This window comes from Pedobacter sp. ISL-64, assembly GCF_018613605.1.
Lineage (GTDB): Bacteria > Bacteroidota > Bacteroidia > Sphingobacteriales > Sphingobacteriaceae > Pedobacter.
The window spans coordinates 281,386-303,455 of record NZ_JAGGPU010000004.1; the positions used below are offsets into that span (position 1 = coordinate 281,386).

Genomic DNA, 22,070 nt, shown 5'->3' on the forward strand with positions numbered 1-22,070 from the left:
GCGAATATGAAAAAGTTAATTTTTTTAAGCATGCTGGTGCTTTTGTTTTGCAGCTCATGTAAGAAGTTTTTAGACGAGAAGTCCAACCAGAATCAGGCTATACCTGAAACGCTGACAGACCTGCAGGCTTTGCTCGATCAGTACCAGGTGCTGAACTATGTGGACGGGAATGCGGCGGAGATCAGCACGGACGATGTATACCTGAGCGATGCTGATTTAGGTGCAAGGCCTGAAAATGAGCGCAACATGTACACCTGGCAGCGCAGCAATATCTTTTTACAGGATGGTAATGAATGGTTTTATAATTACAGGGCAATTAACCGTACCAACGTGGTGTTGGAGGCTATCGCTAAAATTAACAAAACTGCCGGTAATGCTGCCGAATGGGACAATGTCTGCGGGCAGGCTTATTTCATCCGGGCGAAAAACCATTTGCGGGGACTTTATATATGGGGTAATGCTTATGGTGAACAGTCGTCGTCAGATTTGGGGGTACCACTCAGGCTGGGGTCTGACTTTAATGTGCCCTCGGTGCGGGCAACTGTTGGGCAAGGTTATGCGCAGGTAATCTCCGATCTGCAAAGGGCAGCTCAGGCGCTTCCCCTTAAAGCGGTACATGTGATGCGGCCCTCCAAGCCTGCGGCATTTGGCCTGCTCGCGCGGGTTTACTTATCGATGCGCAAATATGAGCTGGCAAAGCTTTATGCTGATTCCTGTTTATCGCTAAAGGCTGATTTGCTGGATTATAATACGTTGAATGCAGCAGCAAGTTATCCCATTGGCCAATTTAATGTTGAGGTATTGCAGGACAGTTACTTTACTTCTCCGATGCTGAACAATGCAAGGGGCAAAATCAATCCTGCGCTTTATGCACTGTATGAGGCGAACGATTTGCGAAAAGTTGTTTTTTTTGGCGATAACAAAAACGGGACATACGGCTTTAAGGGAAGCTATGAGGGGAACTCGAATTTCTTTAGCGGGGTGGCGGTGAATGAGGTAGTGCTGATGAGGAGCGAATGCCTGGCCCGGGCCGGCAGGCTTTCAGAAGCGCTGGCTGACTTAAACCGTTTGCTGCGAAACCGGTATAAAAAAAATACTTTCACGGACAGGGCAGGAAGCGATCCGCAGGCGGTGCTGGCTGATATTCTTTTGGAGCGCAGAAAGGAACTGCTGCTCAGGGGGCTGCGGTGGGTAGATGTGAAAAGATTGAATATGGAGAATGCCGGTATTTCTTTTAGCAGGAGCTACAAAGGTGTGATGTACCAGCTTAAGGCCAACAGTACGGGCTTTGCCCTTCCGATCCCCGAACGGGTGATCGAGGTAGCGGGTCTCCCGCAGAATCCTTAAATGCAATGGTGCAGCATTAAACCTGCACCATTGACTACTGTTACTGCTCTCTGGCAGAAATCAATTCTTGAGAGGCAAGTACGGCCTGGTTGTCTTTACCTGTAAGGTAGGTAGACAGCGAAGTTTCGATGCCAATCGTGCAAGGTACTTCCGGGTCCCCGCTACATTCGAACGCAGTAGGGCTTCCTGCAGGTTCCCATGAGCTCGTTTCGTAAACAGGGCCATTGGTGGTTTTGTAGTGGTAGTAAGTGGTTTTTTTGTTAGTGAATGCACTTTGTGAGGCGATAAGGCCGAACCCTAATACAAGGGCTGCAAGGCCTAAGTTAAATTTTTTTGACATGGTATTTAGTTTTAAATGATCTCCGCTTAGGGAGGATAAATGAAGTCGATCTGGCTGGGTGGTCTGGCGATCGGTTGATTTTTTCTGTATTGGATAGGACCGGTATCCGGTTATGCTGGTTACTCTTTGCCACTGACCTCCTGCTTTAGGTAAATAGTTAAGCTAGTTATCGTGAATGCGGTGAATACCAGGTTGAAAATGAGGTGTGACTTCCATCCGAGCCATTTTAATACCCCGCCGCAGCTACAAGGTACCTTGTTGAAATAGTCTGCCAGCACCAGTGCGATGTAGGCGGTGAAGGCGAGCAGAAGAACAGATGAAAACAGCAGGCCAACTACTACGGTCCTTTTGAAACATAACAGGAGTGCGGTAATAATTTCTGCAGGGATCAGGAAATACAAAAGGAAATCTGCCAGCCAGCCCGGAAAAGACTGGTTGTGCAGCTGCTGGTCAAATGCTGAAAAAGTAAAGAGTTTACTGAATGCGGCATAAGTAAATAGCAGTACGAGCAGCGGTGGAACGGTTGATTTAAAAATTGCTTTCATGGTAGAAGAATTATGAAACAAATTAACGGGGATTAGAAAAGTTAAAACAGTATGAGATGGGTATTATACCCTTTTAAACAAGGAAGAGATGAAAGAAAGCAGGTCTATAGTTTACCGGTTTTTACCGGAGGTATTTTTAAGGGCACCTTATTATAGCTTCAGCGGTTATGATCTGTCGCGGTTGCCGGAGGTACTTCAGGAACAGGCTTTCCGGAATGCAGTATTTCTGGCGAGTGCCGGGTTTTATAGCTTACTTGAAAAAAAGGAATTTGATTTCGATAGGTTAACAGATAAGGAAAAGTATACCCTATCTAAATATTACAACAGGATGTGCTTCAGGGCTACACCATTCGGTAGCTTTTCGTCCTTTACTTTGCTCCACTGGGGGAGCGGTGGTCAGGTGAGGCTCGCCGGGGCGGATGAATCGGTACTTCACCTGTTGCCGGACCAGGAAATGTTAAGGGAAATGAAAAACAGGGCGGATAGTGATCTGCCTGAAATGTTGATAGTTAACCCTATGCTGTACAGGTTTAATGACGTTTTGCGCTACACGAAATCATCTTTGGATGATAGGGGGAAGTTTAACTTTTCTCTCCAGGGGATAGCTGCCGAAAAATTCAATGTGAAGCTGTTTTCATTTTTAGCTTCAAAAAAGGTGTCAAAAGAAATAGTAATAAGCTGGGTGATGCAGCATGGTGAATGTTCAGCGGCAGAAGCAGGAGATTACATCGGCTTTTTACTTGATGCAGGCGCTATTTTCGCTGCCAGTCAGGGCGGAGTCATTGATCAAGAGTTGATTCAGGACTTTCCCGGCTTACCGGGCTGGAAGGATTTCTGGAGAGATAACACCAAAACCACCTTATCGGATGGTGTATCCCTGTCGGCTATGGCCCGGGATATTGCCAGAATTGGAGCTGATTCAAAACTTACTATAGAAGAACCCTTTTATGCAGTGCTGGAAAGGCCCAACAACAATGGTGGACCTGATAGTGCTGAACAGGAGGAACTATCCAAAGCTGTCCATGTACTGCAGTTATTGTCAAATGCTGAGCAGCCTGCTGATCTGTCACGTTTTATCCGCGATTTCCGTTCCCGTTTTGATCAGGAAAGGGTGCCTTTGCTGTTGGCTTTAGATCCCGATGCAGGACTGCATTATGGTGATATGGAACCATCCATGCCTGATCAGGATATCTTAGAGAATATTCCTTTCCCCGTGCCAGAAGAAGAGAACAGGACCCTTGGTTGGCATGTTTCACAGCAGTTTATCTTTAAACTCTGGATAGGGGACACACTTCGCGATCCCTGGGCCCCTCTGCAGATCAGCGAAGAGGATGTGATTGAACTGGAAAATCATAAAAAGGTAGTAGTGCCTTTGCCCCAGACGCAGGCGCTCATGTACCGCTCGACTGGCGAGCACCTGATTATTGAAAGTTCGGGCGGGGTAACTGCAGCTTCGCTGATTGGAAGGTTCTCTTGCTTTAGTGATCCGGTACACCAGTTTTGCCGCGAGCTTGCCGAAATGGAAACTGCCTCAAATCCTGAAGTTGTTTTTGCCGACATTGCCCAGCAGTCTGATTCCCACGTCGACAATATCAATCGTCGTAAGCCCATTTATCCACACGAAATACCCCTGAATGTATTTCCTTCGCAGCCTGCTGAAAAACTGGCACTACCAAGCGAACTCATGCTTTCCCTGAAAGGGGATGAGCTGATATTGGAGTCGTCTAAGTTTAACAAAAGAGTAATTCCCCGTCTGGCGACAGCTTATAACTTTCGAAATAACCATTCACCGGTTTTCCGGCTGTTGTGTGACCTGCAATTTCAGGGGGTACAGGCAGGACTTTCATTTAGCCTGGAAAACTTTTTCCCGGGCCTGGGTTTTTATCCTCGGGTCTGTTACGGAAGGGTGATCCTCTGCCTGGCGAAATGGAATTTTAAGGAATCAGACCTAGCGCCTTTAACCGTTGGGGACAACACTGATCCATTTAAAACCCTGAATGGGTTTCGCAAGAAATACCACCTGCCCCGGCACATCACGATAGGGGCAACAGACCAGCAGCTGGTTTTTGACCTGGCAAATATGACAGAGGCAAGGTTTTTTCTGCAGTGCATTCATGGTTTAAAGCGTATAACCATTCAGGAATATCTATGGCCTGACCGGTCTGTCCTGTCTGGTAAAAAGCCTCTTGCGGGGCAAATGATTGCTTTTCTTGCACATGAAAATAATGTTTATCAACCTTTAAAAAATGAAAGTACCACTGTTTATGATGAAAAGCAGCGCGACTTTTTAATGGGGAGTAATTGGCTTTACCTTAAAATTTTCTGCATTCCGCGCGCTTCGGACGAAATTCTTAGCCAGGTGATCTTCCCGTTTATTAAAGGGCAGAAAAAGCGGATAAAGAAGTGGTTTTTCATTCGCTACAGTGAAAAAGGCTATCACCTGCGTCTGCGCATACAGGCGGAGGAACATGATCTGGGGGCGATACTGGTAGCTTTGCGTAAAAAGATTGAATCATCCGGACACGACAAGCTCATCCGGGATTTCCAGGGAGATACCTACCGGAGGGAAATCGAACGCTATGGGGCAGATCTCATTTCTCATGTTGAGGAACTTTTCTATGCGGGAAGCCATGTTGCTGTTGTTGCGTTAACTTTAAAAGGCAACAATTCCTTCCAACTTAACGAGTTTGAACTGGCCTTGCTGACTGCTTATCGCATGATCAACAGCTTTTTTACTTCTCCTGTAGATGCTCTGGATTACCTTGGGAAGGTAACAAATCAGTTTATGGCGGAGTTCAGGGCAGATAAATTGCTGAAGGTTGCGATGGATGAGAAATACCGGGAGAATAAATTATTGATAGCGGACTTGTTGGAAAGTAAAGGATTCTCAAAGCATCTTTCGCGACTGTTAAAGCAAATGTCAGTTTTAAACGGCCTTACTGGAAGCTTTTCAAAAGATAAAAGAATGGAGCTATTGGCGGACCTGGTGCATATGCAACTGAACCGGACTTTTTCGGTTAGGCAGAGGCAGCAGGAATTGCTCGTTTATTATTGCCTGCAAAAGTATAACGCTTCACTTTCAGCCCGCGAAAAGTCTTCAGTCTAGTGATCACTTTTATCTCTTTTACTGATGAGTAATGCTGGCTGGATTTTTTCACGGAAAGCGCTGCGGTAGGTTCCTCCAATTGGAATAGTCACCTCACCGTTTAGTCTCACCTGGGCATATTCCAATGAATGGATAACGGCGTGGTTGACGATATAAGACTGGTGGATCCTGGAAAAACGCTCAACAGGCAGCTTTGAAAGGACTTCCGCTAAAGTGAGGTAAGTGATGACTTTTTCGTCATTCATGTGGATGATGATGTAGTTGCCCATATTTTCTATGTAGCGGATCTCTGCGATGGTGATCCGGTTAAATTTTCCTTTGATGTTGCTTTTGACGAAAAAGAATGGGCTAGCAGTGGTGTGATTGGTCTGACTGCTGAGATTTAAGCGCACCTTGGTAATTGCCTTTAGAAACCTGGCGTAATTGATGGGCTTTAGCAGGTAGTCTACTGCATCTTTTTCAAATGCTTCCGGTGCATACTCCCGGTAGGAGGTTGTGAAAACAATGTTGCTTGCTGAACCAATTAGGTCAGCCACGTCAAGGCCGTTAAGCTGCGGCATATCAACATCTAAAAGAACAATATCTGGCGTTGGGATATTGCATAGTTCTTCCAGCGCTAGAAGCGGGTTTGTGGAGCTGCCAATAAGTTTGAGGCCCGGCGTTTGATTGACGTACTTATCGAGTACTTCAATGGAATGATATTCATCATCAATGATAAAGCATGTTAAGCTCATAATTTAAGGGTTAAAGTGAGTTCGTAAAATTCACCGGGTTCGTTGATTTCCAGCTTATAATTGCCTTTATAAAATGAATCCATGCGGAGCCGGATGTTTTGTAGGCCCAGTGCCTTTCGCTGACGCGCAAGTCCGTTCTTTGATTTTTTTAAGTTCCGGCTGTAAAAAGTTAAATTTCCGGTTTCATCCGTAAACAGTTTGAGCGAAGCCGGCGAGTTGGGATCGGTTAAATTCCCATGTTTAAATATATTTTCAGTTAGGGTAAGTAAGATTAGCGGAATGATTTTACAACGGCTCAAATCATTACCAAGTTCTATACTGATGTACAAGGGCTCTCTAAAACGGTACCGGTTAATAGCCACGAGATTTTCAACCTGCTCAACTTCTCTTGCCAGATTTATTTTTCCGTCGGGACCTGCTTCCTCAAGACTAAAACGCATAATTTCAGAAAGTAGCCAAATGCAATTGGCGGCATCATCGGAATATTTTTGTGCGCTGTTGTACACGAAATTAAGCGCGTTGAAGAGCATGTGTGGATTGATTTGATGTTGAAGGTAGGCGTTTCGAGACTTGGTAAGCTGAGCTTCTAACTCTGCATGATCCTTTTCAATAGTTAGTTGCCGCTTTTCAGATTCCAATGCTTGCCTTTTAAAATAGGCAATGTGTTTAGCAGACCAGTAAAATGTTCCCAGTAAAACAAAATAAAAAGCCCGAGCAATATTCCTTGGAACAAATGCTTTAACAAAAACATTAGAATCATATTGCACAGGCTTTGGATCACCCAAAATATGATCCGCGATACCTTTAACGATAAGATAAAGCACAATAGTGCTAACAAATAACGAAAGCCCACTCAAATACCTGTTTTTTGGACCATTAAATGTGTAGTTTAATAATCTGATATATACATAAAACAGGGCTAAATTTATTGAGTAAAATACAATATAAATATATGGCCTCTCTAAAGATCCAACATGATAGTATACAAATACCAGCTCATAGGTAATGAAAAAGATCCAGCAGATCATATGAACAGCTAACAACTTTCGAGGTATTAGTCTCAATTTTTCTTTTATCAAATTTATTGTCATTCCTATAGTTTTAACTCCGACATCGTTAGAATCTGTAATAAATTATCCTATTAATGCTGACAATCTTAAATTAACATAAAAAATTAAAATTATGATGAAATCAAAAAAACTTCCGCAAAAAAGCACACAGCTTCTTACCCATTACAGGTCTTTTAAACGTAAGGATAAAGGGGCTGACACTGACACAACAACTGTAAATACCACAGTTGTTTCGAGTACCCACATTTTCAACCAATAGAATAAAAACTGAGTAACGCACCAGGAAAACTCCTCGCTATGCTTAAGAATGAACTCAAGAATATAGAAGAAATATTAATTGAGCAATCATACTCCCACAGCAATAAAACTGCCCAAACTAATCTTGAAACTCAGTTTGGGCAAATTTATAAAGCATGGGAAGAAGTATTATTTTCCAATATGCCGGAGAGCAGCCTGGTGCGTTATTTTCATTACCATCTCGATATTATATCGACTATTTCCACAACATTATCTAACTTTCCAAATGCTGAAAAATATTTACTTTCACAGAATGAACTTTTAGCGCTCATCAACCATCAGCGAAAATACTATTCTAGTTATTTCAAAGAGGATGCAATTGCTCCTGTGACTTATCATCAACGATTAGTTTCTCAACTTACCGGAAATATGGGTGCTATCCAAAAAATACTGCACTCAGGCAGCATAAATGCTTCTCTAATAGCATGCCTATCTAAGTGGTGTGAACTGATGTCCGAAAAAATTGGGACGGTGAGATTTACCTTTCGTTCATTGCATTATTTCGAGTATATCACAAATCAACTATCCGAACTTAATGGTTTCTCAACGGAGATTGAAGCGACGCTGCTTAATTTACTTATTTGTTCCAATTTCAATAATCTGTCTTTTTTGGTTTACTTCCAGGATAAAATTCGCCATTCTTCTGAATATCTCGGCGACAAAGACGAGAGGCTTGATTATTTAGTTGAACAGAAAGCAATAATTAATTCATCTCCTGAGGTGAAAAACAGGACCTATGATTCCTCTTGGCCCTCAATAAAAACAATGATAGTAGATTGGTTAACGGAGGAAATTCTGTTAACAGAAAAGTTATTATGCAATAAAAGGGAAATAGCCATTCCTAAAATACCATTGGAAATGTCAGTTGCGCACTTGTCCTGCCTGATCCGTTTACTTTACGAAGAGAGTGTTTTTGCTACTCAGAACCTTCAGCCCATTTTCAAATGTTTTGCTGGTTATTTTCAAAGCAAAAGACAGGCTGTTATTTCTCCGGGAAGCCTCAGTAAAGAATTTTATAGTATTGACCAGCATACTGCCGCACGCGTGCGGGATCTGTTACAGCGTATGGTTCTGCGGATCAACCGTAATTTTTTTCCTACGGTTGTTGCAATAAATGCAACAGTCCTTTCTTATCTAAGTATGCGCTGAGTTCCCCCAGCCAGCTATAGCTAAACCCTTCTTTATTTATCAGCCGTTCAGGCAAAATAGATGTGATGTCGTTTAATGTGCTAAAATGCATTGAATCACAAGCCTTACAAAAATTAGTACTGAAACCAAGTTTGTTGATAGGGGTCTGTAATAATTCATCAATTTCCATATTCCTTTTAAAGGGCTGCGGTGTTATAAAGATATAAATTTTGTTTCTTATAAGCTGTATCTAATATGATGTTTCTTTATAAGAGTACCTCTCGTGCATCGTTTTAATTTACTTTACAGTATGAGTAGAGCCAAAAACGAAGAGGATAGCGAGAATATAAAGGAAGTTTTGAAATTGGTTGGTGCGAGGATCCGTTCCCTTAGGGAAGCTAAAGGCGAACGGAACTATGAAAAATTTGCCTTTAAACATGATCTTAACCGTACGCAGCTCTGGCGCTATGAAAATGGGGAAGATTTGTATTTCTCATCTCTATTGAAAGTAATTTCAGCGTTGGATGTCACTCTTGCTGAGTTTTTTAGCGATGGGTTTGATCAACAGGCTAAGTGATTGGGTAAATTATAGATGCGCTTGAATCAAAAAAATGAGAAAACCAGCCATATTGATTATAATACTAACAATAGCATCTAATTGTGAGTTTTAAGGAAAATCACTTATTTGATATCTGTTGAAATAGGTTCTTCAACTTTACAATAATGGATGTACATACCTTGTTGCGTAAGCCCATCCTGCGCATTTAGGAAAAATGTATTAAAAGTGTTAGCCACCTTTGAATGATAAGGTAGTTTAAATCTTTCAAAATGTCTAATCATCTGCCACCATTCCCAAAATCTCCAGGGTTTTAGAGTAAAAATTCTAAATAATGTTTTGTTTGGGTTATTCGATTTTTTAATTTTAAATCTTTCAAATTTGTATTTGGCAACATCAAAACCTTGTGTAGGTCCTCCCTGTTCCGAAAATTGAAAACTTCCATCTTTATTCTGATAATGATATTCTTCCTGAAGAAAGTATGTCACTGGGGGTAAATTGCTGATCAAAATGATTGAAACAATCACGATTACAATAACTTTGTGCTTTCTTTTCGTCTTATTGAATTTTATATGGTCCATGGCTTTCTGGTATCCTACCTCCAGTTTCGTTGACATCTAAATTAGGATTTTTTACTTTTTGTTCCCGCAAAGCACTTGCCATTCCGGCGGGCGTTTTGGCAAAACCAGCCCCACCTGGTCCACCTAATCCGATTTGTGTGGTCGGGTCTGGGATTGGAATACCACTGGCTTGGCCCGCTCCGTATACGAATGCCGAACAATTGTAATCCGTAAAGTGGTAATTTTTTTGGCGGGTTACTTACAAAGTCGATAACTAGTGAAAGAAAGCAATATGCCTGCGTCGAAATATGTAAAGATCAGGATTAAAAAACATGACCCCGGGATATATGAAAGAGTGAAAAAACTGGAACAGACTGTTCAGCTATAATCTGAAAATAGACAGGCGGGACCACATTATAAATAAAGATGCTTAAAGCCAAAATACAATATGATAATTAGAAATAAGGAAAACTGGTTCAAAATGCTGTTTGTTTGGCATGGTTCTGTTCTTCCAAAGCTCCCTCCCAGACTCGCGTTACTTTTTGTTTTGTCAGTTGGTGTTGTATTCTTCAATGGTAGAATCTTTTTCTTCAAAATCCCTTTAAATCCAACACCTTTAACCTTATTTGGTTTTGTACTCGCATTGTTCCTCGGTTTCCGTAATAATGTTAGTTATGATAGGTTTTGGGAAGCGCGGAAACTCTGGGGAGCCCTATTGAATTGCACACGTTCATTGGCCCGGCAGGTACTTACGCTTCCGAAGCCCTCAATAGACAGATCACTTTCGCAACACTTTATTGATCTTCTCGTCTCTTTTACCTATGCCCTCAAACATCAGCTAAGGGATACAGACCCGCAACAGGACCTCAAAGAACGGCTTAACGAAACACAGTATAATTTTATTATCTCCGCAAAGTACAAACCTGTTATGATTACGAAACTGATGGGCGAATGGGTAGCTAATACGCACATGGCTGGCCGAATTGACACTATACAGCAGATGAGATTCGATGAAAACCTTGATAAACTGGCCGAGATTGTTGGTGGGTGTGAACTTATTATTTCCACACCCATTCCTTATAGTTATCGGGTGTTGTTGCACCATACTGTCTATTTGTACTGTTTTTTGTTGCCCTTCGGGCTGGTTGATAGCCTCCAATGGCTTACCCCGTTTATCGTAGTTTTATTGCCTATACTTTTGTAGCTTTTGAGGCCATTGCAGATGAGATCGAGCAGCCTTTCGGCACAGCATCGAACGACCTCGCCCTAAACGCAATGTGCCTGACGATCGAAACCACTTTGATGGAATTGAACGGTGAAGAAATTTCTGGGAACATCATCTCAAAAAATGGCATTATCGATTGATCATTATTCACCCCTGTATCCTATTATTCAGCCATTGTAATCTGGAAAAATAATTTATTAAATAATTGGTGTTATTCCTTACTCATGCAGATAAACTTGTTTCTCCTATCATAAATGGTTCAATTCATGCTCATCGAAGGTTAAATTCGAGAGGTCAGGTACAATGTCTACAGCATTGTCTACATATTTGTCTAGTATGATTAATTACATATTTTCCTGTAAACCATATTTCCAATAATGATAGAATGTGCTTTTAATATAAAGAAAACATGTGTAAGGGTATACATTATGATGCACAATGCGTTGATTAAAGTTTAAAATTGATTGGTAGTCAATAACTTTAATTAAAAAGCTTATGAAAAAGTTATTTCTTCTACTTACTCTGGTTCAGGTCGTTATGATATGTTCCTGCCGGAAGATTTTGGACGGTCATGGTGGTCAGCCAGGAGGTACTACACACGAGGTTACCTTTCAATTTTCTGGCCTCAACCACACTGTAGGGCAGCCAAATGTGGGGATGCAAGCTGAACCATTGCAGAATTATATTACGCAGCTCAGCGTGATTGCCTATAATGCCAAAACAGGTTCGGAAGTGAAACGGCTAACACAATTTGCATCTCAATCTGATTTCGGAAAGGTGATATTTAAACTTGATCCGGCACAGTACAATTTTGTAGCAGTTGGGTCACAGTCGGCGTTTGGCATCAATCAGTTTTATAAACTTGATACCGTTCCCGTATACCTTCCCTACACACAGGCTACTATTGAATATTTACAAGATGGCCCTGATCCCTATTGGAGGCATTATGAGACTAGTGACACCTTTTTATCCAGAAAAGCTGTCAATATTAACAACAATCAAACAGTTGAGATGGTTATGGAACGTATTGTTGGCAAGCTCGAATTTGAAGTGAATGATGCCCCAGACTTCAAGGTGTCTGAAATCTATGACGAGAAAACTGCTTTTAAGGTTTCAGCGGATTCATTACTTCACAGGGTAAAGAACTACAGTTTTCCTGAATATACTGCTGTGGATGGTAAAATCAGCCTGTATATACTCAATACGACTGGAACGCTGGCAATTGAATCAGGGGTATGGTTACATCCGCTTTACATTCAGGATATTCGGGTATATAAAAATAAAACAACCCTGGTTAAAGCTAAAGTACTGACAGGAGAATATACTATAACTGTGCAATAATTAGTATATAGAAATGTAAAGCTGGTAAATAAAACCATTCCAGATTTTAAAAGGTCTTAGTATAACGCTGAGGCTTTTTTTATGGCTTAAAATTCTCGCGATAATTTAACCGCTTTCCTTTATCTTTGCCGCGAATTTAATATTCCCAATCGTGATTAATGTAAATAACATCTCAGTTTCATTTGGCGGAACCACTCTTTTTAGCGATGTAACCTTTTCGATAAACGAGAACGATAAAATCGCCTTAATGGGTAAAAATGGTGCAGGCAAGTCGACCATTCTAAAAATCATTGCTGATGTAGCTAAACCTACATCTGGGAGCGTAACAGGTCCGAAAGAAGCTGTGATTGCGTATTTGCCACAACATTTGCTCACTCATGATAATGTTACTGTTTTTGAGGAGACCATGAAAGCTTTTGCCGAAGTAAACCAGATGCAAAAAGAGCTTGATGAGCTGAATGAACAACTTACTATCCGTACCGATTACGAAAGTGACGATTATATGAAGCTTATCGAGCGGGTATCTGAATTAAGTGAACAATTTTATTCTATCGAAGAAACTAATTATGATGCAGAGGTAGAGAAAGTGTTAAAAGGCTTGGGTTTCGAGCGTAAAGACTTTACCCGCCAAACTTCTGAGTTTTCGGGTGGATGGCGTATGCGTATCGAGTTGGCCAAAATTTTATTAAAGAAACCTGATCTTATTTTACTGGATGAGCCTACTAACCACATGGATATCGAAAGTATTCAATGGTTGGAAGATTTTCTGATCAATTCGGCAAAGGCGGTGATGGTAATCTCTCACGATCGTACCTTTGTAGATAATATTACCAATCGCACCATTGAGGTAACGATGGGCAGGATATACGATTATAAGGCCAAATACACCCATTATCTTCAACTGCGTGCTGAGCGTCGTGTACACCAGTTGAAAGCTTACGAAGAACAACAACGTTTTATTGCGGATAACCAGGAATTTATCAATCGCTTTAGGGGAACTTATTCTAAAACCTTACAGGTGCAATCGCGTGTGAAAATGCTTGAGAAACTCGAAGTAATTGAAATCGATGAAGTAGATACTTCGGCGTTGCGATTAAAATTTCCACCGTCGCCCCGTTCAGGCCAGTATCCAGTAATGGTAGAAGAGCTAACTAAAACTTATGGCGATCATGTTGTTTTTGAAAAAGCATCTATGGTGATCGAACGAGGAGAAAAAGTAGCTTTTGTCGGTAAAAACGGCGAAGGTAAATCGACAATGATTAAAGCCATTATGGGTGAGATTGATTTCGAAGGCAGTTTAAAAGTAGGGCACAATGCTAAGATTGGCTATTTTGCGCAAAATCAGGCTGCATTACTGGATGAAAACCTAACGGTATTCGAAACCATTGATCAAATTCCGTTAAGCGACGGCTCAATAAAAATCAAAGACCTTTTAGGCGCCTTTATGTTCAGTGGCGATGATACCACAAAAAAGGTTAAGGTACTTTCTGGTGGCGAGAAAACCCGTTTGGCCATGATTAAATTGTTGTTAGAACCCGTAAATGTATTGATCTTGGATGAGCCAACCAACCATTTGGATATGAAGACCAAAGATATTATTAAAGATGCGTTGAAAGATTTTGATGGTACTTTGATTTTGGTATCGCATGACCGGGATTTCTTAGATGGATTGGTACAAAAAGTATTTGAATTTGGTAATAAACGCGTTCGTGAACACTTTGAAGATATAAAAGGATTCTTAGCTTATAAGAAAATGAATAGCCTGAAGGAAATTGAGCAAAGTTAAACGCGTTTCCAACACTGAATTTTGAAGAGGTTGTATCATAAATATAGATTTGCCATCCTGAGGGTTAATTTATTGGATAAAAATCAATATAGATGACAGAGGATTTTTTTGCAGTGATAGGTTGCGCGAAATCGTCATTGCGAGAAGGCTTTTTCAGCCGACGAAGCAATCTTACAACTACCGCTAGTAGCGAACGCATTAAGATTGCTTCGTGCCTCGCAATGAGGACCCTTTTTATCATAATCTGTCATTGATAGCTTGTCAAAGGACCTGTTAAATACTCTTTAAGGTGTTTCGACAAGCTCTCCGTAGGAGTCCTTTGGACAACATGACAGCATCAGAGGTGAAATCGCCTTTATGATACAATCTCTTTTGTTTTAAGTGAATACCTACTTCTGTTCTTGTTTATATTATAGATGGTAAAACTTTATTGAACTGAGGACGGAACAAGGGCAACAATTTTTTCTGTTGTGTTTTCTATCTGACTAACATCTGTTTGGGTGGCAGCAAAACGATCGATAGTCAAATTTGGTGCTTTGCCCATAACCAGCGTATGGCGATTGGTATTGCCTTTGAGTTTTAATGTACTATTGTCGAGAATTTCAGTATATAGGCCCTCACTACTGGTGTTGATGTCGGCAAAGGCATTTCCCTTAAGAATGATCTGAAGAAATTTAGTGCTGAGCTTTGCTTCTGTTTTTACAACAGCATTTTGATCAGCCTCAATGCGGTAAATATCATTTACATAAATAACAAGTTTACACTTCTCTTTATCGAGGCTGGTAATGCGTAGCACCTCGCCCTGCTGGATAACTTTCACATTTCCAGTGTTATCATCTGCAAAAGATATTCCAATCGCGGGCCGCTGTACCAACATCACTTCTACATTTCCCTTTATCACAATCCTTCTAAAGTTTTGAAGCTTGTAAAGCATCGTCGTGTTTTTTTCTGTAGCCCTTAAGTTGTTTGGAAGGGCAGCCGTTAAAGTAATTACTGCTAATGCAGTAACGATTAGCGTTTTAATTGAAGTTTTCATTGTGTTTTTTATTTAAATGTTAAAATTTATTAAGCTTATGGTGGTGCACTATTTAAAACCAGCTTGTACCAACATTATTCAGTTTCGTGGTAACCAAGCGGGTGCCAAAAAGCAAATGTCACCTTAACCGCTTTGTAAGGGTTGTTTTTGCTTATTACCCGTTTAGGTATGTTCATTTCCGAACAGTAGTTGTGCGGCAGCGAACAGTTTTTACGTATTAACAGGTAATTGCTATTTCAATTGTTTATTAGGGCACATGTAAGATTATATTCATTATTTTAGTAAAAGTTAAAGTATATTGAATCAGTCGTTTTGAATAGAAATCACGATGTCAGTAAAAATTAATCGGCAAACACAGCAGAAACTTCAGCAGTTATTGGTCATTATCCTGGTTTGGACGATGGCTGGGATGGTAATTGCCATTTTTGAAGACCTTGTGCTGCACACCCGAAATTCTTTAGGGCCTGCACCAGGCTATACCTTATTTTCTTCAATTGTACTAAATGCAGTTATTGGCTTGTTTGGGGCACTGCTAGGAGGAAGTTTGCTCGTATTCTTTGTAAATGTAAAATATAACGATAAGCCTTATGGTTATACCCTCTTAATTGTAGCTGGGTCGTTTTTAGGCGTTATTTTGATTGTAAACGAGATACTGAGCCTCTATGAACTGGGGGATTCGAAAAGATTTTTAAAAAACGGATTGGTGTGGGCCTTTGTGGTTTCCATAACGCAGTTGCTGCTGCAGATAAACAGTAAGTTTGGGCAAGGTATTTTCTGGGATATTATCAGTGGAAAGTACAATACACCTAAAGAAGAATCAAGGATATTTATGTTTCTCGACTTAAATTCATCAACCTCCATCGCCGAAAGCCTCGGAGATAAAAAATACCACGAATTATTAAAAGACATCTTTATCGATATTACCAATCCTATTTTAGAAAATAGGGGAGAAATATACCAATATGTAGGTGATGAAGTGGTAATTGCCTGGCGTTATAATGAAGGATTAAGAAACAATAAATGCATCAATTGTTTTTTTGATATCAAAGCGCATCTGTTACTTCTGAGGGATAAGTACATTGGAAAGTATGGTTTAATACCTGCTTTTAAAGCAGGTATTCATTGCGGAAAGATTATAGCAGGCGAAGTAGGGATTATAAAACGCGATATTACCTATTCTGGAGATGTACTGAATACCACTTCAAGAATTCAGAATATGTGCAAGGAGTTTAACCAGGAGATGCTGGTATCGATAGCGCTAATTGAAGAACTACAGTTAACAGATCGTTATACCACGCAAATGTTAGGTGCAATTAAGCTCCGCGGAAAGGAAAAAGAAATGCAGCTCGTAGCTGTACAGCCTGTTTAATACACGCTAAGTTTAAAGTTGTAAATCTTCTTAACTACAGCGCTATAAATACTGTAATAATTTCTTTACTAAAGAAGCAGGACAGAGCAGGTTGCTTCTTTTTTTTAATTGTGATAGATTGGCTTGATTAACCATTTATAAACCCCTATATGTTTTGTTCCCATTTAGGAGCAATGATATAGCTTGAGCCATCTATTATGTTTGTTTTTACCAATCTGATTAAAACTTCGGGATCTAAAATATTATTCCTTTGTTCTGCGGTATGCGCCGGAGTACCAGCTTTTGCTCAATATATAGAACATAAAGGGAATGATGTTACCTCGCCGCTACATCTGTTAAAACCAGCCTATGTTACACCTTATGGTGAAACAAAAATGGCAGATATTAAAGTATCGCTGGATCGCGTTTTTAACTACCTGGATAAAACGACCCCTTTCGAACTGATAGATAAGGTTTCAGGAAAAGTGGTTTCGGATTTAAAGAAAGCAGATTCCGCTTCGATATTTAAACCTGGAGACTATCGTTTAACGAGTTACGAATGGGGTGTTACTTATACTGGTATGCTGGAGGTTGCTACTGCAACAGGAGATCAAAAATTTAAAGATTATACCGTTAAGCGGATTAGTTTTTTGGCAAATGTTGTTTCTGCTTATCAAAAATACTTAAAAACAAATAAAGGGGCAGTAACACCGGTTCGTTCGGTAATAGATCCACATGCGCTGGATGATGCAGGTTCTATTGCTGCTGCAATGATTAAGGCGCAGCGAACAGGAGAAGTGAAAGCCGATCTCCGCCCGGTTATCGATCATTATTTAAATTACATCATGACCAAAGAGTTCCGTTTGAAAGATGGTACATTGGCCAGGAACAGGCCGCAACCCAATACGTTATGGCTTGATGATCTCTACATGAGCCTACCTGCAATTGCCCAGATGGGCGCACTAACTGGTGATACGAAATATTTTGACGAAGCAGTGAAACAATACAGATTGTTTGCCGAACGGATGTTTAATCCAGAAAAAGGATTGTATATGCATGGTTGGGTTCAGGATATGGATCCCCATCCGCAGTTTCATTGGGCGAGGGCAAATGGCTGGGCACTTATGACCAAAATAGAACTGCTGGATGCCTTGCCTGTAAACCATCCAGGTAGACCCTATATCTTGCAAATGTTAAAAGCACATGTAAAAGGTTTGGCAGCTTTGCAGGATGGAACAGGTTTTTGGCATCAGCTTTTAGATCGTAACGATTCTTATTTGGAAACATCAGCAACCGCTATTTATAGTTATTGCATTGCCCGTGCAGTAAACAAAGGCTGGCTTGATGCCAAAGCTTATGGCCCTATGGCGCTGTTGGCCTGGAATGCCGTGAGTACTAAAATAAATGCAAACGGTCAGGTAGAAGGTACATGTGTGGGTACAGGCATGGGTTTCGATCCTGCGTTTTACTATTATAGGCCTGTAAATGTTTTTGCTGCACATAGTTATGGCCCGGTGCTTTTAGCAGGAGCAGAAGCTTATCGTTTGTTACAAGAGCACCCTTTCGTAATAAACGATAGTTCGGTACAGATGTATAAATAATCAACACCGCATTTAACCAAAATAAAGATGAAATATACATCCTGTTCATTTATTATTGCCGTTTTTACCTGCATTTTAGTATTTAACCATCACGCTGGCTACGCACAGATAGGAAAACGTTTTCCTTCAGAAAGAAAAATTGTTAAAGATCCCGTTACGGGTGTTGTACTTACTTTTTTAACCAGCAGGCCTGCAGGAGATTCGAAGATTTATCAGACACATAACCAATGGACTGCTGATGGACGATGGCTGATATTCCGATCGGGCAGGGTTAAAGGGGAAGCAATGGCGGTAAATGAGCAAACGGGAGATCTTGTTCAGGTTACCGAAGGTGGCTACACCGGAATGTTGAATGTGGCCAGAAAATCGATGAAACTATATTTTATGCGGAATATTGATTCGGGCAAACGCGTAGGAGGCGCAGTAAAAATTATAGAGGTAGATCTGGCTAAGGTATTTGCAGATAGTAAATCTGGTAAAACGAAACCTGTATCGGCTTATGAGCGTGCTTGTGGAACCACCCCCGAAGAAATTGGTGCGGGTGGCGATATGGCCCTCGATGGTGACGAAGACTGGGCTTATTTCAGGGTGGGTAAAGAAGAAGCGGCTAAACATCTTGCAGCAGGAATTAAACTGGAACCAAACTTTGGACCGCGGAAAATGGGCGCTGGCCCATCGGGTATAGCAGGGATGAATATCCATACCGGCGAAATCAAATATGTAATTTCCGTTCCTTTTCAGATAGGGCATATACAGACCAATCCCTGGCTTGCCGGCGAAATTGTTTTTTGCTGGGAAACCGGAGGGAAATCGCCACAGCGAACCTGGACCGTATTGGCTGATGGAACAGGCTTACGGCCACTATATCCAGAGACCGATTATGAATGGGTTACCCACGAAGCGATAATTTCGCGAGATGAGGTAGCCATGGCCATTATGGGGCATAGGCCTATACCTGGAACTGTATCTGCCCCACAAACTGATGTGAACGGTGCCAATCCCGGACAAGAAAATGCCTGGGGACCATCAGGTACCCGCGAAAAACCTACCGGGCTGGCCATTGTAAATTTAAGAACAAGGGAAATGAGAATTGAAGGACAAACGCCAACGGGTAGTGGGCTTTGGCATGTAAGCGGTTCGCCAGATGGCAAGTGGACAGTTGGCGACGATTTTTCGAGGAGCATTTATCTGATTAATAGGAAAACACATGAAATGAAACTGCTCTCGGCAGGGCATAAGCAAACAGCTGCAGATCATCCGCATCCTACCATGAGCCCCGATGGTAAAAAAATCGAAATCCAGTCAGCGATGTTATCTGAAGACAACCGATCCATGAATATCTGTGTGATTGCTATCCCAGAAGGATGGATGAATATCAAATAACTTCAAACCAAACAACATTACGTGCCACTGCGAATTGCAGGATTAGCCCTCGTATTTTGTATTATTTGTTGTACTGTTAATGTTTTTTTTGATCATTAATGCTGTTGTTTAATTTTTTTTAAAGGCATTAAGACTTGCTTAAAACGATTTAGGTATGCTGAAGATCGATATTATCTTTTTATGATAATATTTTATAGTAAGAAGACAGGATAGTACAGGATGGGAATTTTGTTCTGCCTTTATATATTTAAGAAATAATTCACTAACCAAATAACTTTTTAACCAACTATTTAATTAACGAACGTTAATACGATTCTATGCAGTAAAAATCTACTCACCCTTTAAGTCAGTTTTTGCATTTTTTAATTTCTAATTGATTTAGATCCATAGCTTTTTATTGCCCAGTATTTTAATGGCCGTTTATCCAATGAAATTGCTATGAGTAAAATTTTACAGAAATTTTTAATCGTTAATTTGGCGGTTATATTCATTCTCAGCGCTTGCCGGAAAAAAGAATTTGATGAGTTCTATGGCCGTCCTGAAACATTAGCCGATCCGATTTATCAACAACTTCAGGCCAAAGGGAATTTTACCAGATTTTTAGATTGTATAGATAAATCGGGCTATAAAGAAACCTTAAGCAAAGCTGGTTCGTGGACGGTTTTTGCACCAACGGATGCGGCTTTTGCTACTTATATGTCCGAAAACAACTTAACCGAGATAAATGCAACGCTGGCTTCGGCAATTGTACGTTATTCAATGACCTATGATGGAGAGAAAGTAGAACGTTTAAGCGATAATTTAACGGCAAAAGGTTTCGTTAAAAATGTTGGTTTTAGGCGACGTACCGTTTATTACGATTTTGTTTACGATGGCGTAGACAATGATGGTAAAGCGATAAAGGTAATTGCGGGTAACCGAAACGGAACTTATTTGCCAACCGATTTTAACAATAAAAACCTGCCCTATTTTCTTGCCCCCTTCGTCTCTTTTGCAGGCATTAGTGCTTTAGATTATAATTATTTTTATCCCAATACCGAGTATACAGGAAAAAATGTTGGGCCTGGAAAAATTATCGAACAAGATATTGTAGCCGAAAATGGCGTAATCCACATCGTAGATAAAGTGCTTACCCCGCCACAAAGTATTGATCAGTATATTGGCACTAAAACACAGTATGGTGCTTTCAAGTCCCTTTTGGATAAATATGTAAGCTATAATGTGAATACTGATATTACCCACCGTTATCAGGTGTTAACGGGTAAAAGTGATAATGTTTACGTTAAAAACTATAGCATATTGCTTGGTTTTTCGCCTAACAACGAAAATTACTTAAAAGATGATGCCAACGATGCACAGATTGGCATGTATACCATTTTTGCACCAACCGATGACGCGGTTGAGGCCTACGCAAAAGTGCTGTTAAAATATTATGCAAAAAACAGGTTACAGCCCGGAAACTATAAAGCACAGCTGAACGAACTGTTTTCTTTAAGATCCGATATCATCAGGGATTTTATCAACTCACATTTGTATAGAACTACCGTATGGCCAAGCAAGTTTAATACGGTTAACAGCTTTTTGGGCGAAGCCACTAAACTTACGCCTGCAAACGTTGTAGACAAGCAGTTTTTAAGTAATGGATTGTTTTATGGCGTAAACGCTGCCCAAAATGCCAATGTATTTTCAACCGTATATGGGAAGGTAAATTTAGATCCTACCTATTACATTATGAAACAGGCGCTAGATGTATTGGGTTATGCTATTCCGATTAAAACAGCCTCTTTAAAATACATTGTTATTCCAATTCCCGATGCCACATTGGTAAGTTTAGGATTTTCATACGATCCCTTTTATCCTTCGTCGCCAATTAGGGGCGACCTCAATATTTTGAGACGACTCTTGCAAACGCATATTATCCCACTGGGCGACCGTGCTGTACCAAATTTTGCCACAACAGCTGGTATTTTAGAAACTTCGGGTGGTGAATACATTAAGTACAACAACGGTTTTTTCTCTTCAGCTGGTACAGAAGATTTACCCGCAGTTGCCGATAAAAGTATTAAGATCGATTCGGTTGCCACAGCTGTTAATGGAGCTGATGCCTATGCTGCCAAAGTACTGATGTATACTGTACTTCCGGTAAGCAAGCATATTGAAAAATATGGTACGCTAACAACCGATCCTTATTATTCTTTCTTTCAATACCTTAAAAATAACGTAACGCTTTATACAGCTGCTACAGGCGCAATTCAAGGGGTTACCGACGGCACTTCATACACCGTTTTCATTCCTACAAACGCGGCTATACAAGCTGCGGTAACCGCAGGATTATTGCCGAAACTAGCCAACGGAACGCCAAATTATGCGCCAACAGACGCCGGAGATATTAGCAAGGTGGCCAAATTTATCCAATACCATATTATTAAAAGCACAGTAGCAAGCGACGGACAGAAAACAGGTTCTTTTGAAAGTTTGCTTAAAAACGATTCGGGAGATGCAGCCAAGGTTACTGTATTTACCAATACCACCAATACGCTCACGCTAAGAGACGTAACCAATACTTCTGTGAATGTTTTGTTGGGTACAACCGATAGGAGCAACGTGTTATCTAACAGAACGGTGATTCACCAAATCAATTCTTATTTAAAATATCAATTCTAAACC

The 22,070-nt window shown here is 40.7% G+C and carries 17 protein-coding genes and 1 pseudogene; 12 read left to right on the forward strand and 6 right to left on the reverse strand.

Features of this window, described 5'->3' with window-relative positions; translation table 11 throughout:
• Positions 1–6: 6 nt before the first annotated feature.
• Complete coding sequence (locus tag J7E57_RS05855) at positions 7–1,347, forward strand: RagB/SusD family nutrient uptake outer membrane protein (protein WP_215126014.1); 1,341 nt, start codon at positions 7–9, stop codon at positions 1,345–1,347.
• Between the two features lie 40 nt (positions 1,348–1,387).
• On the opposite strand, the gene J7E57_RS05860 is transcribed toward J7E57_RS05855, so the two are convergent.
• Positions 1,388–1,687 (reverse strand): hypothetical protein, encoded by a 300-nt coding sequence (locus tag J7E57_RS05860; protein ID WP_215126015.1) that lies wholly within the window; start codon positions 1,685–1,687, stop codon positions 1,388–1,390.
• Between the two features lie 119 nt (positions 1,688–1,806).
• Positions 1,807–2,232, reverse strand: a complete 426-nt coding sequence (locus tag J7E57_RS05865; protein WP_215126016.1) for a MauE/DoxX family redox-associated membrane protein — start codon at positions 2,230–2,232, stop codon at positions 1,807–1,809.
• A gap of 88 nt (positions 2,233–2,320) precedes the next feature.
• Here J7E57_RS05865 and J7E57_RS05870 point away from each other — a divergent pair, with 88 nt between their 5' ends.
• Positions 2,321–5,338 (forward strand): lantibiotic dehydratase, encoded by a 3,018-nt coding sequence (locus J7E57_RS05870; RefSeq protein WP_215126017.1) that lies wholly within the window; start codon positions 2,321–2,323, stop codon positions 5,336–5,338.
• Here the strand turns inward: J7E57_RS05870 and J7E57_RS05875 are convergent.
• The gene (locus tag J7E57_RS05875; RefSeq protein ID WP_215126018.1) at positions 5,335–6,072 is read right to left on the reverse strand and encodes a LytR/AlgR family response regulator transcription factor; all 738 of its coding nucleotides are present in this window, start codon (positions 6,070–6,072) and stop codon (positions 5,335–5,337) included. The genes J7E57_RS05870 and J7E57_RS05875 overlap by 4 nt on opposite strands.
• Positions 6,069–6,929, reverse strand: coding sequence for a sensor histidine kinase (locus J7E57_RS05880; RefSeq protein ID WP_215126019.1), 861 nt, complete (start codon positions 6,927–6,929; stop codon positions 6,069–6,071). The genes J7E57_RS05875 and J7E57_RS05880 overlap by 4 nt, the downstream gene beginning before the upstream one ends.
• Positions 6,930–7,254: 325 nt before the next feature.
• Between J7E57_RS05880 and J7E57_RS05885 the strand changes: the two genes are divergently transcribed.
• The 3 genes from J7E57_RS05885 to J7E57_RS05895 all read left to right on the forward strand — a co-directional run bounded on the left by J7E57_RS05885 (position 7,255) and on the right by J7E57_RS05895 (position 9,144).
• Positions 7,255–7,401: a hypothetical protein gene (locus J7E57_RS05885; protein ID WP_215126020.1), complete on the forward strand. Its 147-nt coding sequence runs from the start codon at positions 7,255–7,257 to the stop codon at positions 7,399–7,401.
• 38 nt (positions 7,402–7,439) lie between these two features.
• The gene (locus J7E57_RS05890; protein ID WP_215126021.1) at positions 7,440–8,588 is read left to right on the forward strand and encodes a hypothetical protein; all 1,149 of its coding nucleotides are present in this window, start codon (positions 7,440–7,442) and stop codon (positions 8,586–8,588) included.
• 289 nt (positions 8,589–8,877) lie between these two features.
• Positions 8,878–9,144 carry a helix-turn-helix domain-containing protein gene (locus J7E57_RS05895; protein WP_215126022.1) on the forward strand — a complete coding sequence of 89 codons (267 nt, stop codon included), beginning with the start codon at positions 8,878–8,880 and terminating at the stop codon, positions 9,142–9,144.
• 104 nt (positions 9,145–9,248) lie between these two features.
• On the opposite strand, the gene J7E57_RS05900 is transcribed toward J7E57_RS05895, so the two are convergent.
• On the reverse strand, positions 9,249–9,704 hold the full coding sequence (locus J7E57_RS05900) for a hypothetical protein (protein ID WP_215126023.1): 456 nt from the start codon (positions 9,702–9,704) through the stop codon (positions 9,249–9,251).
• 460 nt (positions 9,705–10,164) lie between these two features.
• Here J7E57_RS05900 and J7E57_RS05905 point away from each other — a divergent pair.
• The 3 genes and pseudogenes from J7E57_RS05905 (at position 10,165) to J7E57_RS05920 (ending at position 14,035) form a co-directional block, all read left to right on the forward strand.
• Positions 10,165–11,048 (forward strand): annotated as a pseudogene (locus tag J7E57_RS05905) (bestrophin family protein).
• 355 nt (positions 11,049–11,403) lie between these two features.
• Positions 11,404–12,249 (forward strand): FimB/Mfa2 family fimbrial subunit, encoded by an 846-nt coding sequence (locus J7E57_RS05915; protein ID WP_215126026.1) that lies wholly within the window; start codon positions 11,404–11,406, stop codon positions 12,247–12,249.
• A 151-nt stretch (positions 12,250–12,400) separates the two neighbouring features.
• Complete coding sequence (locus J7E57_RS05920; RefSeq protein ID WP_215126027.1) at positions 12,401–14,035, forward strand: ABC-F family ATP-binding cassette domain-containing protein; 1,635 nt, start codon at positions 12,401–12,403, stop codon at positions 14,033–14,035.
• Positions 14,036–14,462: 427 nt separating this feature from the next.
• On the opposite strand, the gene J7E57_RS05925 is transcribed toward J7E57_RS05920, so the two are convergent.
• Positions 14,463–15,071: a GIN domain-containing protein gene (locus tag J7E57_RS05925; RefSeq protein WP_215126028.1), complete on the reverse strand. Its 609-nt coding sequence runs from the start codon at positions 15,069–15,071 to the stop codon at positions 14,463–14,465.
• Positions 15,072–15,399: 328 nt separating this feature from the next.
• Between J7E57_RS05925 and J7E57_RS05930 the strand changes: the two genes are divergently transcribed.
• The 4 genes from J7E57_RS05930 (at position 15,400) to J7E57_RS05945 (ending at position 22,067) form a co-directional block, all read left to right on the forward strand.
• Entirely contained in the window at positions 15,400–16,440 is a 1,041-nt protein-coding gene (locus J7E57_RS05930; RefSeq protein WP_215126029.1) for an adenylate/guanylate cyclase domain-containing protein, read from the forward strand.
• 197 nt (positions 16,441–16,637) lie between these two features.
• On the forward strand, positions 16,638–18,020 hold the full coding sequence (locus tag J7E57_RS05935; protein ID WP_215126030.1) for a glycoside hydrolase family 105 protein: 1,383 nt from the start codon (positions 16,638–16,640) through the stop codon (positions 18,018–18,020).
• A gap of 27 nt (positions 18,021–18,047) precedes the next feature.
• Positions 18,048–19,403 (forward strand): hypothetical protein, encoded by a 1,356-nt coding sequence (locus J7E57_RS05940; RefSeq protein ID WP_215126031.1) that lies wholly within the window; start codon positions 18,048–18,050, stop codon positions 19,401–19,403.
• Between the two features lie 438 nt (positions 19,404–19,841).
• Complete coding sequence (locus J7E57_RS05945) at positions 19,842–22,067, forward strand: fasciclin domain-containing protein (RefSeq protein ID WP_215126032.1); 2,226 nt, start codon at positions 19,842–19,844, stop codon at positions 22,065–22,067.
• The last annotated feature ends 3 nt before the right edge of the window (positions 22,068–22,070 follow it).

Bases quoted from the DNA above. Each gene is read 5' to 3' on its own strand.
- J7E57_RS05865 (WP_215126016.1), bottom strand. From the start codon at position 2,232: ATGAAAGCAATTTTTAAATCAACCGTTCCACCGCTGCTCGTACTGCTA.
- J7E57_RS05915 (WP_215126026.1), top strand. From the start codon at position 11,404: ATGAAAAAGTTATTTCTTCTACTTACTCTGGTTCAGGTCGTTATGATA.
- J7E57_RS05940 (WP_215126031.1), top strand. From the start codon at position 18,048: ATGAAATATACATCCTGTTCATTTATTATTGCCGTTTTTACCTGCATT.
- J7E57_RS05935 (WP_215126030.1), top strand. From the start codon at position 16,638: ATGTTTGTTTTTACCAATCTGATTAAAACTTCGGGATCTAAAATATTA.
- J7E57_RS05945 (WP_215126032.1), top strand. From the start codon at position 19,842: ATGAGTAAAATTTTACAGAAATTTTTAATCGTTAATTTGGCGGTTATA.
- J7E57_RS05925 (WP_215126028.1), bottom strand. From the start codon at position 15,071: ATGAAAACTTCAATTAAAACGCTAATCGTTACTGCATTAGCAGTAATT.
- J7E57_RS05875 (WP_215126018.1), bottom strand. From the start codon at position 6,072: ATGAGCTTAACATGCTTTATCATTGATGATGAATATCATTCCATTGAA.
- J7E57_RS05930 (WP_215126029.1), top strand. From the start codon at position 15,400: ATGTCAGTAAAAATTAATCGGCAAACACAGCAGAAACTTCAGCAGTTA.
- J7E57_RS05900 (WP_215126023.1), bottom strand. From the start codon at position 9,704: ATGGACCATATAAAATTCAATAAGACGAAAAGAAAGCACAAAGTTATT.
- J7E57_RS05855 (WP_215126014.1), top strand. From the start codon at position 7: ATGAAAAAGTTAATTTTTTTAAGCATGCTGGTGCTTTTGTTTTGCAGC.
- J7E57_RS05895 (WP_215126022.1), top strand. From the start codon at position 8,878: ATGAGTAGAGCCAAAAACGAAGAGGATAGCGAGAATATAAAGGAAGTT.
- J7E57_RS05890 (WP_215126021.1), top strand. From the start codon at position 7,440: ATGCTTAAGAATGAACTCAAGAATATAGAAGAAATATTAATTGAGCAA.
- J7E57_RS05885 (WP_215126020.1), top strand. From the start codon at position 7,255: ATGATGAAATCAAAAAAACTTCCGCAAAAAAGCACACAGCTTCTTACC.
- J7E57_RS05860 (WP_215126015.1), bottom strand. From the start codon at position 1,687: ATGTCAAAAAAATTTAACTTAGGCCTTGCAGCCCTTGTATTAGGGTTC.
- J7E57_RS05870 (WP_215126017.1), top strand. From the start codon at position 2,321: ATGAAAGAAAGCAGGTCTATAGTTTACCGGTTTTTACCGGAGGTATTT.